The sequence below is a fragment of the Bacillus sp. 05T21 genome (assembly GCF_056396785.1).
In genome coordinates this window covers 33,599-48,625 of record NZ_JBFTMD010000030.1, presented here as the reverse complement: position 1 = coordinate 48,625, position 15,027 = coordinate 33,599, and the positions used below count along the sequence as shown (strand labels likewise).

15 protein-coding genes and 1 rRNA gene are annotated in these 15,027 nt (G+C 37.6%); all 16 read right to left on the bottom strand.

What is annotated here, in order from left to right:
• A 16S ribosomal RNA gene (locus AC1DKZ_RS28730) occupies nt 1-72 on the bottom strand; the annotation flags it as partial.
• 402 nt (nt 73-474) lie between these two features.
• Entirely contained in the window at nt 475-1,974 is a 1,500-nt protein-coding gene (gene lysS / locus AC1DKZ_RS28725; protein WP_002009709.1) for a lysine--tRNA ligase, read from the bottom strand.
• Between the two features lie 160 nt (nt 1,975-2,134).
• Nucleotides 2,135-3,133: a tRNA dihydrouridine synthase DusB gene (dusB, locus tag AC1DKZ_RS28720; RefSeq protein WP_002009708.1), complete on the bottom strand. Its 999-nt coding sequence runs from the start codon at nt 3,131-3,133 to the stop codon at nt 2,135-2,137.
• A gap of 23 nt (nt 3,134-3,156) precedes the next feature.
• Nucleotides 3,157-3,360 carry a helix-turn-helix domain-containing protein gene (locus AC1DKZ_RS28715; protein ID WP_000387027.1) on the bottom strand — a complete coding sequence of 68 codons (204 nt, stop codon included), beginning with the start codon at nt 3,358-3,360 and terminating at the stop codon, nt 3,157-3,159.
• Complete coding sequence (folK, locus tag AC1DKZ_RS28710) at nt 3,312-3,827, bottom strand: 2-amino-4-hydroxy-6-hydroxymethyldihydropteridine diphosphokinase (protein ID WP_002138868.1); 516 nt, start codon at nt 3,825-3,827, stop codon at nt 3,312-3,314. The genes AC1DKZ_RS28715 and folK overlap by 49 nt, the downstream gene beginning before the upstream one ends.
• On the bottom strand, nt 3,824-4,186 hold the full coding sequence (gene folB, locus AC1DKZ_RS28705) for a dihydroneopterin aldolase (RefSeq protein WP_000358063.1): 363 nt from the start codon (nt 4,184-4,186) through the stop codon (nt 3,824-3,826). The genes folK and folB overlap by 4 nt, the downstream gene beginning before the upstream one ends.
• The gene (gene folP / locus AC1DKZ_RS28700) at nt 4,187-5,047 is read right to left on the bottom strand and encodes a dihydropteroate synthase (RefSeq protein ID WP_113938516.1); all 861 of its coding nucleotides are present in this window, start codon (nt 5,045-5,047) and stop codon (nt 4,187-4,189) included.
• A complete protein-coding gene (pabC, locus tag AC1DKZ_RS28695) occupies nt 5,022-5,894 on the bottom strand; it encodes an aminodeoxychorismate lyase (protein WP_476997579.1) in 873 nt (290 codons plus the stop codon). Before pabC ends, folP begins: the two co-directional genes overlap by 26 nt.
• Nucleotides 5,888-6,475, bottom strand: a complete 588-nt coding sequence (pabA, locus tag AC1DKZ_RS28690) for an aminodeoxychorismate/anthranilate synthase component II (RefSeq protein ID WP_002113273.1) — start codon at nt 6,473-6,475, stop codon at nt 5,888-5,890. Before pabA ends, pabC begins: the two co-directional genes overlap by 7 nt.
• Before the next feature lie 5 nt (nt 6,476-6,480).
• Nucleotides 6,481-7,878: an anthranilate synthase component I gene (gene trpE / locus AC1DKZ_RS28685; RefSeq protein WP_193665175.1), complete on the bottom strand. Its 1,398-nt coding sequence runs from the start codon at nt 7,876-7,878 to the stop codon at nt 6,481-6,483.
• Between the two features lie 223 nt (nt 7,879-8,101).
• The gene (gene cysK / locus AC1DKZ_RS28680) at nt 8,102-9,025 is read right to left on the bottom strand and encodes a cysteine synthase A (protein ID WP_002130221.1); all 924 of its coding nucleotides are present in this window, start codon (nt 9,023-9,025) and stop codon (nt 8,102-8,104) included.
• 117 nt (nt 9,026-9,142) lie between these two features.
• Complete coding sequence (hslO, locus tag AC1DKZ_RS28675; RefSeq protein ID WP_002091564.1) at nt 9,143-10,018, bottom strand: redox-regulated molecular chaperone HslO; 876 nt, start codon at nt 10,016-10,018, stop codon at nt 9,143-9,145.
• Between the two features lie 6 nt (nt 10,019-10,024).
• Nucleotides 10,025-10,813 (bottom strand): type III pantothenate kinase, encoded by a 789-nt coding sequence (locus AC1DKZ_RS28670; protein ID WP_002009692.1) that lies wholly within the window; start codon nt 10,811-10,813, stop codon nt 10,025-10,027.
• Nucleotides 10,814-11,035: 222 nt separating this feature from the next.
• Nucleotides 11,036-12,937: an ATP-dependent zinc metalloprotease FtsH gene (ftsH, locus tag AC1DKZ_RS28665; protein ID WP_002091565.1), complete on the bottom strand. Its 1,902-nt coding sequence runs from the start codon at nt 12,935-12,937 to the stop codon at nt 11,036-11,038.
• 85 nt (nt 12,938-13,022) lie between these two features.
• On the bottom strand, nt 13,023-13,565 hold the full coding sequence (hpt, locus tag AC1DKZ_RS28660; protein WP_002124550.1) for a hypoxanthine phosphoribosyltransferase: 543 nt from the start codon (nt 13,563-13,565) through the stop codon (nt 13,023-13,025).
• Nucleotides 13,562-14,992 (bottom strand): tRNA lysidine(34) synthetase TilS, encoded by a 1,431-nt coding sequence (gene tilS / locus AC1DKZ_RS28655; protein WP_404449617.1) that lies wholly within the window; start codon nt 14,990-14,992, stop codon nt 13,562-13,564. Before tilS ends, hpt begins: the two co-directional genes overlap by 4 nt.
• Nucleotides 14,993-15,027 lie beyond the last annotated feature (35 nt).

Here is a 15,027-nt window from a genome sequence, read left to right as displayed (position 1 = left end):
CATTCGCTCGACTTGCATGTATTAGGCACGCCGCCAGCGTTCATCCTGAGCCAGGATCAAACTCTCCAATAAAGTTAGTTTGTCTAGCATCTAAAAATAAAAATTGACGTTCACGTTGTTTGTTTCGTTCAGTTTTCAAAGAACTACTTAGTCGCTCATTTGCGACTTCCTTATGTTAACATCTTCATTTTTCGATGTCAACTAAGTTTTTCAATTTCTTTTTTGTCGTTTTCTGCGTTTCCGCATCAGCGACGGTTATTAATATATCATGTAGAAAAATGAAATGCAATAGTTTTTCTAATAAAATTTTTAACTTAGTAAAAAAGCATAAAAACAGCACCTTTCTTCTATATAAGTATAGTTTTTTTAATCTGGCATCCATTTAACGAGTAATAATCTCGCGTTCCTTTTAATAGAAGGTTTCTCTCCCCTCAAATAAAGAAATAAAAAAAGCTTTGGAGAAATCTCCAAAGCTTAGTCTTGTTTATGGCGCATAGCTGGGAATAATAATACGTCACGAATAGATGGTGCGTTTGTTAATAACATAACAAGACGATCAATACCGATTCCTAACCCGCCCGTAGGAGGCATACCGTACTCAAGAGCTTCGATATAATCATCATCCATCATATGAGCTTCGTCATTACCTTGCTCGCGCTCTTTTAGTTGAGCTTCAAAACGTTCTTTTTGATCGATTGGATCATTTAACTCAGTGAATGCATTTGCATGTTCACGTGCAACGATAAATAACTCGAAACGATCTGTGAATCGTGGATCTTCGTCATTCTTTTTCGCAAGTGGTGAAATTTCTACCGGATGACCGTAAATAAATGTTGGTTGGATTAATTTATCTTCTACTTTTTGTTCGAAGAACTCATTAATAATATGACCAACTTCCATTGTATTCTTAATTTCCACATTATGTTCTTTTGCAAGTTCACGCGCTTCTTCTACACTCATTGGATTCCAGAAATCTGCTCCAGAGTGTTGCTTAATTGCATCTACCATATGAAGACGTGTCCATTCTGGCTCTAAATTAATTTCATAATCACCATATTGGATTGTTGTTGTACCCAATACTTTTTTCGCGATATGAGCAACCATATTTTCTGTCAGTTTCATAATATCATTATAATCAGCGTACGCTTCATATAATTCAATCATCGTAAACTCAGGGTTATGACGAGTTGATACACCCTCATTACGGAATACACGGCCGATCTCATAAACCTTTTCTAATCCACCCACAATAAGACGTTTTAAATGAAGTTCAATTGCGATACGCATATATAATTCCATATCTAACGCATTATGGTGTGTAGTGAAAGGACGAGCAGACGCTCCACCTGCAATCGCGTGCATCATAGGCGTTTCTACTTCAAGATAACCGTTGTCATCTAAATATCTTCTCATTTCACGAATGATTTTACTACGGGTAACGAACGTTTCACGGCTTTCCATACTTGTAATTAAGTCCAAGTAACGTTGACGATAGCGTTGTTCAACATCTTTTAATCCATGGTATTTATCCGGTAATGGACGAAGGGATTTCGTTAAAAGTGTAAATCCTATTGCTTTTACTGAAAGTTCTCCAACGTTTGTTTTGAACACTTTACCTTCAATACCTACTAAGTCACCTAAATCTGCTGTCGTAAATAACTCGTACTCTTCATCTCCAACAGTATCTTTACGAACATAAATTTGAACTTGCCCCTGTAAATCTTGAATATGCGCAAATCCCGCTTTTCCTTTACCGCGTTTTGTCATAATACGACCAGCGATAGAAACAGTGATTTCTTTCTCTTCTAATTCTTCTTTAGAGAATTCTCCATATAGACTTACTAAGTCAGTTGTTGAATTTGTGCGTTCAAATCGTTTACCGAACGGATCGATTCCTTGCTCACGCAAATTATGTAGCTTTTCACGACGAACAAGCAATTGGTCGTTTAATTCTTCGTGGTTCATGTTATCCATGATATTAATATCACTCCAGCTCTATTAATTTTTACAATATATACAGTATAGCATTTTCTACTCAACTAGAAAAACTGCCAGCAACTAACTGGCAGTTCTTCTTTCTTTCACGTAATTATAGGAAGTGTATAGAAGAATGTCAATCTCCTATGCCCCCTTATTAACCAACATAAATTGTTTGTTGTTTCGCTTCTACTTCTTCTACAAATGCACCTAATACATTCGCAAGGTCTTCACGTGTGTCGCAAGTATTGATACCATTACGCACACTCGCATTACCACGAACACCTTTTAAATACCAAGCTGCATGCTTTCTCATCTCTCTTACGGCAACATTTTCGTTCTTTAAATCGATAAGACGATCTAGATGCAACATACATACATCAATTTTCTCACGCACTGTTGGTTCCGGCATTAACTCACCTGTCTCTAAATACTTTACCGTACGATAAATCATCCACGGATCTCCAAGAGCAGCGCGACCAATCATAACACCATCTACACCAATTTCATCAAGCATACGCTTTGCATCTTGTGGTGTTTCGACATCACCATTTCCGATAACCGGAATATTTACAGCCTGCTTTACTTGTTTAATAATATTCCAATCCGCTTTACCTTCATACATTTGTACTCGTGTACGCCCATGAACCGCTATCGCTTGTCCACCAGCACGCTCAACAGCTCTAGCATTTTCTATTGCGAAAATATGTTCTTCATCCCAACCAATACGCATTTTAACTGTAACTGGCTTTTCAACAGCATCTACAACCGCCGCTACCATCTCATATATTTTATTTGGGTCTAAAAGCCACTTTGCTCCTGCATCACACTTAGTGATTTTCGGTACTGGGCACCCCATATTAATATCAATAATGTCTGCTGTCGTATATTTATCTACGTATTTCGCAGCATCCACAAGAGTTTCTTTCTCTCCACCAAAAATTTGTAAGCTTAATGGCTTTTCTCTCTCATCGATATATAGCATATCTAATGTTCTTTTGTTATTAAGTAATATTGCCTTATCACTTACCATTTCGGCACAAACTAAACCTGCACCAAATTCTTTTACTGTCAAACGGAATGCAGAGTTACACACTCCCGCCATCGGTGCTAATACAACCGGATTTTTCATCTCAATATTTGCAATCTTTAACACTCGATTTACTCCTTCCTTCATAGTCACTTCGGCATTAGTTCATCTATCGAGACCTTTAATGCTTTAGCAACTTCTACTACAAAATCTTGGGAAGGCGATCGATTCCCTCTCTCAACTTCACCTAAAACAGATACAGATACCCCTAATTCTTTCGCAAAACCTTCTTGTGTATAGCCTTTTAGCTTTCGAAAAGCACGAATGCGTCTTCCCCATTTTTCTGCTTCCATACCGTTACTCCCTCTCGCCTTTTCATTTCTTCTACTTGTGAACGTGAAATGTCTTGTTTTATATCTTGATTGATTTCTAACAACGGAACGATAACAAAAGCTCTTTCGAACATCCGCGGATGCGGAACAATAAGATTCTCTGCTTCAATATTTTCTTGATTATATAGTAAAATGTCAAGGTCGATGGTTCTCGGGCCCCATCTAATTTCCCTTTTTCTTCCTAGGTCATTCTCTACCCTTTGTGTTACTTTCAATAATTCTTGCGGTGATAAATTGGTAGAAATTTTTATAACTAAATTTAAAAAGCAATTTTGGTCAGTATAGCCAACCGGATCGGTTTCATATACAGACGAAACATCATCAACTTGGATATGCTGGTTTTTATTTAAAAACTGAATTGCTTCAGTTAAATAAGTATAACGCTCCCCAATATTGGAACCTAATGCAATGTACGCTATATTATTCATGGACGCTCTCTCGTAATTTCTACCGCTACAGCACGATAATGTCCTGGTATCGGCGGATCCGGTTTAATTACCTTAATTGTACACCGTGAAATACTCTCATATTGTTTCAATATATCTGTAGCGATATTTTCAGCGATACTCTCTACAAGCTTATAAGTTCTATCTTCAACAACTTTTCTACACAGCTCAAAAAGTTCCCCGTAATTGACAGAATGCTCTAAGTCGTCACTTTCTCCTGCGCGTTTTAAATCCAACTCCACCGTTAAATCTACTTTAAATCTCTGACCTAATTTATTCTCTTCTGGGAATACACCATGATAACCGTAAAACTCCATATCATGGATATAAATTTTATCCAATTACTTTACCCCCTTACCAATCATCGCATCCATCATCTTAGCCATACGCGCCATTTCTTTCACATCATGAACACGGATAAATTCACAGCCCTTTTCAATACCAAGACAAACGGTAGCACCCGTTCCTTCAAGACGCTCCTCCACTGGTAAATCTAATACATGACCAATAAAGGACTTTCTTGAAGTACCTAAGAGGACTGGATAACCCAGTACATTTAACTGTTCTAAATTACGCATCGCTTCTAAATTTTGTTCAGGTGTTTTCGCAAAACCGATACCTGGGTCTAAAATAATATTCTCATCTCGTACACCAGCATCTTTAGCAATTTTAATACTTTCATACAAATCAGCAATCATATCAGCCATTAAGTTGCGATAGTTCATATTATCTCGGTTATGCATTAAGATAATAGGTACATCATAATAGGCTGCAACTTCAGCAATCTTCGGTTCCGCCTTCGCTCCCCAAATATCATTAATAATATGAGCACCAGCTTCAATCGCTTGTTTTGCAACTTCAGCTTTATACGTATCGATAGAAATAGGTAATTTCGCTTCTTTCGAAACCGCCTGAATCATCGGAACGACTCGCTTTATTTCTTCTTCTACCGAAACTTTAGCAAAACCCGGGCGGGTAGATTCACCACCGATATCAATAATATGAGCACCTTCATTTTTCATTTCTTTCGCATGTCGCACCGCAGCATCTACTTCGTTGTAACTCCCACCATCAGAAAATGAATCTGGCGTTACATTTAAAATCCCCATAATTAATGTCTTTTCATTTAAGTTCAATGTATATTCGCCGCAGCGCAAATCATAATCCCACTTCAAACTACACATCTCCTCTTCGCAATTCATTTCTGCTCCACAATTTCTCTCTCTGCACTCCATAAAGATCCATAAGTCTTTTTGTAACCACTCCCACTTTACCCGGGAAATCTTTCTCCTCTATACGATAAAGGGGGACAATCTCTTGAATAGAGTTCGTTACGAACACTTCATCCGCTGAAAGCAATTCATCTTTTGTAAAGAAACCTTCCTTTACTTCTATATCTAGCTCTTCAGCAGCCTTTATAATAAACGCACGAGTGATTCCGTTTAAAATCCCTGTTTCTAATGAAGGAGTATATAAAATACCTCCTCTAACAAAAAAGAGATTCGAAACAATACCCTCTGCAACATAACCTGTTTCGGTAAGAAAAATGCCTTCCTTATTCACAACATTTCCAATTTCGCGTTTCCCTAAAATATTATTTAAATAATGATGGGACTTCAAGCGAAATGCACCCTCAGGTGTATTTCTCACTTGCTTTAAAATAACTCCTTCTTTTTCCACTACATTCCCTGGAGCTGCTAAAGGTTTTATAAAAACAATAACAGACGGTTCTTCATATACTTCCGTTTGTAATCCTATTTCATCTATACCCGCCGATACATTTAAGCGCACATACGCATGCTTTAACTCATTCTTAACAAATAGATTCTTTAAAATAAGCATCACTTCATCTTTTGTCATTGTCCATTTGATTTGCAATATATCGAGCGCATCCATTAAGCGTTCATAATGATCATCCAATAAAAAGGGATGACCATTATAAATACGAAATGTCTCAAAAACCCCAAGCCCATATAGGTAACCGTGGTCATAAGGAGAAATTTTTGCTTCACTCGCTTCTACATACGCGCCATTTACGTAAATTAACACGATGTCACACTTGGGCTATATTTGCGAATGAAATTCTGTAGCAACTCTTTCCCGTGAGAAGTCATAATAGATTCCGGATGGAATTGTACCCCTTCAATCGGCAACGTTTTATGACGAAGCGCCATAATTTCACCTTCTTCAGTCCAAGATGTTATCTCTAAACAATTCGGTAACGTCTCTTTTTTAACGATAAGAGAGTGATAACGTGTCGCGGTAAATGGATTTGGGATATCAGAAAAAATCGTCTGCCCATCATGATGCATTAAAGATGTTTTTCCATGCATCAAACGCTCTGCCCTGACAACATCCCCTCCAAATACTTGCGCAATTGATTGATGTCCAAGACAGACCCCAAAAATCGGAAGCTTACCTGCAAAATATTTAATAACATCCATACTGATTCCCGCCTCATTAGGACTACATGGACCTGGCGAAATCATTAAAAAATCTGGTTTCATATTCTCAATATCCGAAATAGTCACTTCATCATTACGCTTAACAACAAGCTCTTGTCCAAGTTCTCCAAGAAATTGCACTAAATTAAATGTAAAAGAATCATAATTATCAATCATTAATATCATTTCTCTCACCTAACCGTTTCTTCGCTACTTTCTTTTGCACGCCATAAAGCGATTGCTTTTTTTAACGACTCTTTATATTCATCTTTTGGATTTGAATCAATTACAATACCCGCTCCAGCTTGCACATGCGCTTGTCCATCTTTAGCAAGTAGTGTTCGGATTACAATATTCAATTCCGTATCTCCAGAATAACCAATCCAACCAATTGAACCCGTATAAATTCCTCGGCGAACAGGTTCTAATTCTTCAATAATTTCCATCGTACGTATTTTCGGGGCGCCGGTAATTGTCCCACCAGGAAATACAGCCTTCACCAAATCGAAAGCATCTTTATCTGCTTCCACCTCACCACGCACATTAGAAACAATATGCATAACGTGTGAGTATTTTTCAATTACCATAAATTCATCTACTTCAACAGTGCCATATTTACAAACCCGGCCCAAGTCATTTCGTTCTAAATCCACAAGCATTACATGCTCTGCTCTTTCCTTTTCATTTTCAATTAATTCTTTCGCTAATTCTTCATCCTCTTGCTCACTTGCTCCTCGAGAGCGCGTACCAGCAATCGGTCTTGTACTCACTTCTTTTCCTTGCTTTTTAATTAGCAATTCAGGCGAAGCACTAACAATTTGAAAATCTCCAAACTCCAAGTAACCCATATATGGAGATGGATTAATTTCACGAAGACTTGTATATATTTCTAATGGATGTGTTTGTAATGTTCTTTCTTGTCTTGTCGACAAGTTTACTTGAAACACATCACCCGCTCCAATATATTCTTGAATACGTTCAACGGCCTTCATAAAGCCCTCTTCCGTAAAAGCGACTGCTTCATTTTTCTTTTCAGGACATTCAAACGGCATAGTCACTTCGGGGGCTTCTTTCATCCAAAGACCCTTCCATTCATTTAATCGTTCTTCTGCCTCTTCACACTCATCTACATAATGCGTAATAATCCATAATACTTTCTCCTGTTGATCATACACAAACACGTCATCAAATAACAAAAAGAATATGTCAGGTATATTAATATCATCCTCCGCAAGAGAAGAAAGTTTTTCAATATAACGGATACAATCATAACTAAAGTATCCAATTGCCCCACCCTGAAAAGGTGGGTACTCCGGATTATAATCCGTTTTCCATTTCTCCATATACGCTTGCATTAAATCTAATGGATTCCCTCGCTCTATTGTTTCCTTACCACTTTCGCTTATATGTAACGTCTCATTCTTACCCTGAATTACCGCTACTGGATCCAGCCCAACAATGTTATAACGACCACCACGTCCACTTTCTAACAAAATATGTTGTGGCTTATCCTGAGAAAGAAATTTATATTGCTTAAAGAAATCTAACTGATATGGAATAGAAAGCGCTAAAGATTTTCTTCGTTGCATATCAACACCCCGTCTTCTGTTATCCCACCCTCTTAAGCCAATCAACTCAAACTACATAAAATTATTTATATAGAGAATGATTATACTTGAGGGCTAGTGAAAATAAATTAATTATACTACTTCTTATTTTACATGAAGTTTTCTAGTCATTCACTCTTTTCCTTTTTCCAATCAAAAAAGAAAAAGCATCCTTTTTTAAGGATGCTTTTCAAATCACATTCAATTATGACTCAAATTGATAAAGTGGTGTACTTAAATAACGTTCACCGTTACTTGGGATAATAACAAGTACCTTTTTCCCTTTACCTAATTTCTTCGCAACTTCTGTCGCTGCATAAACGACTGCTCCCGAAGAGATACCAACTAAAATACCTTCTTCTTTAGCCACTCTTCTCGCATATTCGAACGCTTGCTCCGTTTTCACTTGAATAATTTCATCATATACCTCTACATCCAATGTCTCCGGAACAAACCCCGCTCCAATTCCTTGGATCTTATGTGGTCCTGGCTTTCCACCAGATAATACTGGTGAATCCGCAGGTTCTACCGCGTAAATTTTGATATCTTTATAAGCTTCTTTCAGCACTTCACCGGCACCTGTAATTGTTCCACCTGTACCAATACCTGCGATAAACGCATCTAATTGATCCCCCATCTGTTCAACAATTTCTGGACCTGTTGTTATACGATGGATTTCTGGATTTGCTTGATTTTGGAACTGTTGCGGTATAAAGTACCCATGTTCTTCTGCTAATTCAGTTGCCTTTCGAATTGCTCCGCCCATTCCTTCAGGTCCTGGAGTCAATACTAATTCAGCACCGTAAGCGCGTAATAAATTACGACGCTCAATACTCATTGTTTCTGGCATTACTAAAATTGCCTTATATCCTTTAGCAGCTGCTACCATCGCTAAGCCAATACCTGTGTTACCACTTGTCGGCTCAATGATTGTATCGCCCTCTTTTAATAATCCTTTATTTTCAGCATCTTCAATCATAGCTAACGCGATACGATCTTTAACACTGCTTCCTGGATTCATAAATTCTAATTTTAAGTATACATCTGCGCTGTCTGATTCTACGATGCGGTTCAACTTAACGATCGGCGTTTTCCCGATTAATTCTGAAACTGATTGTGCCACTCGCATTCCTGTCACTCCTAACACCGAGTATTTTTATTGGTTTTATCTATATTTAGATTTTGTCAGAAAATTCCCTATTTGTCAATCTATTTGGGCGGCTGATTCTCCGCCTAAACTTCTTTATTACAGGTTTTCAATTAGACTTGTAATATCTTCTTTAGCGAATTTATGTCGTTCATTACAGAAGTGACAGTGAACTTCCGTCTCTTCTTCTTCTGCACGAATTTGTTCTAACTCCGCTTTACCTAAACTAATTAGCACACTTTCAATACGCTCACGTGAACATGTACAATTAAATTGAACATCCATTGTTTCTAGCACTTTCACTTTATCTTCTCCAAGCACTTCATACAGTAATTCTTCTGGAGAAAGACCTTGTTCGATTAATTGTGATACTGGCGGGATTTGTTGAAGACGCTCTTCAATAAATGAAATTGTTTCTTCCTGCGCACCTGGCATAATTTGAAGAATGAATCCACCCGCCGCTAATACGCTATCATCTCCATTTACAAGAACACCAACACCTACAGAAGAAGGCGTCTGCTCAGAAACCGCGAAATAATATGTGAAATCTTCCCCTAGTTCTCCTGAAACAATGGGAGATTGACCAATAAACGGTTCACGCATACCGATATCTTTAATTACCGTTACAAATCCTTCTGTACCTACCGCTTGATATACACGTAATTTTCCTTGTTCCGTTCCTTCAAAATCAACATGCGGATTCGTTACATAACCACGTACATCCCCATTTGCATGAGCATCGACTAAGATAGGACCAATCGGGCCGTTCCCCTCTACTTTAATCGTTAACTTCTGCTCGCCTTTTAACATAGCACCCATCATTGTACCCGCAGTTAAAGAACGACCAAGTGCCGCTGAAGCTGTTCTCCATGTATCATGACGTTTTTGCGCCTCACTTACTGTATTTGTTGTACGTACACTATAAGCACGAACCTCTCCATTAAACGCTAACGCTTTTACTAAATAATCTTTCATACTTATTTATTCACCCTTCTCATGTTGTAAATTTGCATTACGCTCATATAACATATACAAACCTTTTAACGTTAAAAACGGATCTACAATATCAATTACATTTGATTCTTCTGAAATTAATTTTGCCAATCCACCTGTTGCAATAACTTTCGGTTCTTGCTTAGCTTCTTCCTTCATACGCTTAACAATACCTTCCACTTGTCCAACGTATCCATAAAGAATACCTGATTGCATTGCACTTACTGTATTCTTCCCGATAACACTACCCGGTTTTGTAATTTCAATACGAGGAAGCTTTGCTGCCCTGCTATATAAAGCCTCTGCCGAAATCATAATTCCTGGCGTAATAACGCCACCCATATAATGCTTCTCTTCGTTAATATAACAATATGTAGTAGCCGTACCAAAATCAACAATAATAAGCGGACTTCCATATAAGTGGATTCCTGCTACTGCATTTACAATTCGGTCCGCGCCTACTTCACGTGGATTTTCATATTTAATATTCAAGCCAGTTTTTATCCCAGGCCCCACTACAAGCGGTTTAATTTTAAAATACTTTTCACACATACGCTCTAAAGCGAACATAATTGGCGGTACGACTGAAGACACAATAATACCTTTCACATCTTCAAAAGAAAGACCTTCATGCTCAAGTAACTGCTTTACAAGCATCCCATACTCATCTTCTGTTTTATGACGATCTGTTTCCATGCGCCAATGCTGACGAAGTTCCCCCTCTTCAAACACACCTAGTACCGCATTTGTGTTCCCTACATCCAATACAAAAATCATATTCTCACCACTTATCTTATTTAATCTATATTTGCGCAGTATGTATAAAACTTATAAAAACATCATATCACACATACTTATATAATCAGTTTTTCTATACTCATCATTGTACAAAAAGATTACTCTCTATTTCAATTTTTAATAATAGTTTCATTCAATTTTTTTTGCCACTTAAATTCATTCCACAAAAAAAAGGAGTGACTATTGTCACTCCTTCGTTTCTTACTTATCTTCTGTATCTTCATCGTCTTTCTTCATATTGATGTTTACTTTCACATCATCTGAAGATGTTGGACGCTCAGGTAATCTGCCATAATCATATAAATGATTAATTTGCTCTGCATCTAATGTTTCTACTTCAAGTAACGTTTTCGCGATAATATCAAGCTTATCTCGTTTTTCAGTAAGAATTTGTTTCGCACGAGCATAACAGTCTTTAATAATTATTTGCATTTCCACATCAATTTCATGCGCGATTGCATCACTGTAGTTTTGTTCTGAATGGAAGTCTCTTCCTAAGAATACCTGACCACCTTGTGAGCTACCAAATTGCATCGGTCCAAGCTTATCACTCATTCCGAATTCTGTAACCATACGTCTTGCAATACCAGTCGCACGTTGGAAGTCGTTGTGAGCACCTGTACTTGCTTCACCAAATACAATCTCCTCAGCTACTCGACCACCAAGTAAACCAGTGATTTTATCAAGTAACTCTGGTTTTGTCATGAAGTAACGATCTTCCTTCGGAAGCATTACCGCATATCCACCAGCTTGACCACGAGGGACAATTGTTACTTTATGAACGATATCTGCTTCATCAAGGACAACACCAATTACAGTATGGCCAGCCTCATGGAATGCAACGATATTACGTTCTTTTTCAGAGATAACGCGACTTTTCTTAGCTGGACCTGCAATAACACGATCCGTCGCTTCATCGATGTCACTCATATCAATTTTCTTCTTATCTTGACGCGCAGCTACTAAAGCAGCTTCGTTTAATAAGTTTTCAAGATCGGCACCAGAGAATCCTGGTGTACGAGTTGCAATTGCTCTTAAGTTGACATTCTCATCAAGCGGTTTATTACGAGCGTGTACCTTAAGTACAGCTTCACGACCATTTACATCTGGACGATCTACTGTAATTTGACGGTCAAAACGACCTGGACGTAATAACGCTGGATCAAGAATATCAGGACGGTTTGTCGCAGCGATGATAATAATACCTTCGTTTGCACCGAATCCATCCATTTCAACAAGCAATTGGTTCAACGTTTGTTCACGCTCATCATGACCACCGCCAAGACCCGCGCCACGTTGACGTCCTACTGCATCAATTTCATCAATGAAAATGATACAAGGAGCATTTTTCTTTGCATTTTCAAATAAATCACGTACACGGGATGCACCGACACCGACGAACATCTCTACGAAGTCAGAACCACTAATAGAGAAGAACGGAACGCCTGCCTCACCTGCAACAGCACGTGCTAGTAAAGTTTTACCTGTACCTGGAGGTCCCACTAATAGAACACCCTTCGGAATACGGGCACCAACTTCAGCGAACTTACGAGGGTCTTTCAAGAATTCAACTACCTCAACAAGTTCTTGTTTCTCTTCATCCGCTCCAGCAACATCTCTGAAACGAATTTTTTTCTTTTCATCATTGTATAGCTTCGCCTTACTTTTCCCGAAGTTCATAACACGGCTACCGCCGCCCTGAGCTTGGTTTAATAAGAAGAAGAATAAAATGAAGATAATGACAAACGGAATGATAGAAGTAAAGAACGTTACCCAAGCACTTGTTTCTTCTGCTGGTTGATACTTAACTTCAGCCCCTTGCGCTTTATCATTAATTTTCTTTTGTAATTCCTCAGTATTTGGTGCATAAGTAACAAATTGTTCTCCTTGGCTAGAAGTCTTGAATTGTCCCTTTACCTCAAACACACCATTTTTCGGTTGAAGCTGCACATTACGCACTTCACCTTTTTCAAGTTGAGTAATGAATTTATCGTAGCTAACTGATGTCGTTTTTTGCGTCGAACCATTAAAATAGCTCACGATTCCAATTACTACTAAGAATATCAGTAAATAAAAGATGGTATTACGGAAGATACGATTCATTCCTAACCTCCTCTCACGGCATAAACACTATAGTAAATCGTAACATAAAAAAAATTTCCTATACAATTGTAACGCCTATATTTAATTAATTTGAGTAAACACTTGGTTTTAATACTCCTACATAAGGAAGATTACGGTACTGCTCTTTATAATCTAATCCATATCCTACAACAAATTCATGAGGAACAGTAAATCCAACATAATCTGCTTTCAGATCAACCTTACGGCCTGTTGGCTTATCTAATAAAGTAACAATTTTTACAGATTTCGCTTTACGATATTTAAACAGATCCACTAAATAGCTTAGTGTAAGACCGCTATCAATAATATCTTCAACGATTAAAATATCGCGACCTTCTACCGAAGTATCAAGATCTTTTAAGATTTTTACTTCGCCTGTCGAAACTGTAGAGTGACCGTAGCTAGATACAGCCATAAAATCCATTTCAAGATATGTATCTGTTCTCTTTAATAAATCTGCCATAAATGGCATTGCACCCTTTAGTACACCAATCGCAAGAGGTACTGTATTTTTGTAATCCTCTGCAATAACTGCACCTAGTTCGTGCACCTTTTCTTGTATTTGTTCTTCAGAAATTAATACTTTTTCGATATCTTGATTCATCATTTCATTATCCTCCCGGAAGACTCCTTGCTTTTGTAGTGAATAATCATGTATTTACCCTTCTTTGCTAGCTCTTTCGAAGTAGCAAACGCAGATCGTTTCAACAAGGGTACCCAAATAATATTTCCACTTGCGTCACAAACGATCGGCCATTCTTCTCTTTTTTCTTTTGGTACTTTTGCTTCGATAAAAACAGCTTTTATCTTTTTTGTACCATCCATACCTTGCATTGACATGCGATCTCCATTTTCCCTAGACCGAATACGAAGTGGATACGATATATCATTATACTTAGCAACAAATACTGTTTCATTCATGTTACTCGGTATATCTTCGCTCACCTCTGTTACAAGTTTATCCCCATTCGGCAATATAATTGTCCCAGGTACTGATAAATCTTGCGAAAAAGGAGAAACAATTTCTTGTTTAAATCCAAAACCACATTCTTCGTATGTGCGAACAATTTTCAAACCACCTGGAAAATCTAGTGACCCTGAAGGTTGTGCCCGCTTAAAAAATTCAATCACCTTGTCAATATGTATAGAAGAAAGCGAAGATGGAATCTTATATTCATAAAGATAGTTTAATATTAGTTGAATCCCTCTTCTTTGTAAAGGCATAGACATGGATTCAAAGGCAGGAATTGATAAGCTAATTTGTTTATCGCTTTTTTTTGTAATTACTTTATTCATTTTCTCAAAAGCTAATTCCTGCAAATAAGCCTCATCCTCTTGCATCTGCACGCTAAATTTTTGAAATTTCTCATGCATTTGTGGATTTTCTTCTTTCAAATAAGGAAGGACATATTTACGTAATCGATTCCTTGTATATACTTCTTTTTTATTACTCGGATCTATACGCGGAATAACTTTTAATTTATTACAGTAATCAACAATTTCTTCCTTAGTTACCCCAAGTAACGGCCTAATTAAATATCCATTATGAAAAGATCGCTTCACTGCAATTCCTGCGTATCCTTTCGGAGTACTCCCTCGTACAAGGCGCATTAAAATCGTCTCTACTTGATCATCTCCATGGTGACCAAGAGCTACATAACTCGCATCATATTTCTTCATTATTCTTTCCAAAAATGCATATCTGCATTCTCTAGCTGCAACTTGTGCATTCATTCCATATTGCTGTTGATATTGCGACACATTAATCCTTAGCGTTTCACAAATAACTCCTAGCTCTTTGCAAAGACCCTGTACAAACTGTAAATCCTCATAAGATTCATTACCTCTAAACATATGGTCCACATGTGCTACTACAATTTCTAGCTGTTTTTCTGCCCTTTTTTCTAACAAATAATATAAAAGAGCCAAAGAGTCAGGACCACCAGAAACCCCTACAACAATTGTTGAATGTTTCTTTAATACATCATGCTGCTTTACAAAGTCATCTACTTTTTCAACAAATGCATCTTTCAACTTCGCAATCACCTTTCATTAAACAAGAACAACAA

Bases quoted from the DNA above. Each gene is read 5' to 3' on its own strand.
- lysS (WP_002009709.1), bottom strand. From the start codon at position 1,974: ATGGATAACATGAACCACGAAGAATTAAACGACCAATTGCTTGTTCGT.
- AC1DKZ_RS28715 (WP_000387027.1), bottom strand. From the start codon at position 3,360: ATGGAAGCAGAAAAATGGGGAAGACGCATTCGTGCTTTTCGAAAGCTA.
- folK (WP_002138868.1), bottom strand. From the start codon at position 3,827: ATGAATAATATAGCGTACATTGCATTAGGTTCCAATATTGGGGAGCGT.
- folP (WP_113938516.1), bottom strand. From the start codon at position 5,047: ATGAATTGCGAAGAGGAGATGTGTAGTTTGAAGTGGGATTATGATTTG.
- pabA (WP_002113273.1), bottom strand. From the start codon at position 6,475: ATGATATTAATGATTGATAATTATGATTCTTTTACATTTAATTTAGTG.
- trpE (WP_193665175.1), bottom strand. From the start codon at position 7,878: ATGCAACGAAGAAAATCTTTAGCGCTTTCTATTCCATATCAGTTAGAT.
- cysK (WP_002130221.1), bottom strand. From the start codon at position 9,025: ATGCGAGTGGCACAATCAGTTTCAGAATTAATCGGGAAAACGCCGATC.
- hslO (WP_002091564.1), bottom strand. From the start codon at position 10,018: ATGAAAGATTATTTAGTAAAAGCGTTAGCGTTTAATGGAGAGGTTCGT.
- AC1DKZ_RS28670 (WP_002009692.1), bottom strand. From the start codon at position 10,813: ATGATTTTTGTATTGGATGTAGGGAACACAAATGCGGTACTAGGTGTG.
- ftsH (WP_002091565.1), bottom strand. From the start codon at position 12,937: ATGAATCGTATCTTCCGTAATACCATCTTTTATTTACTGATATTCTTA.
- hpt (WP_002124550.1), bottom strand. From the start codon at position 13,565: ATGATGAATCAAGATATCGAAAAAGTATTAATTTCTGAAGAACAAATA.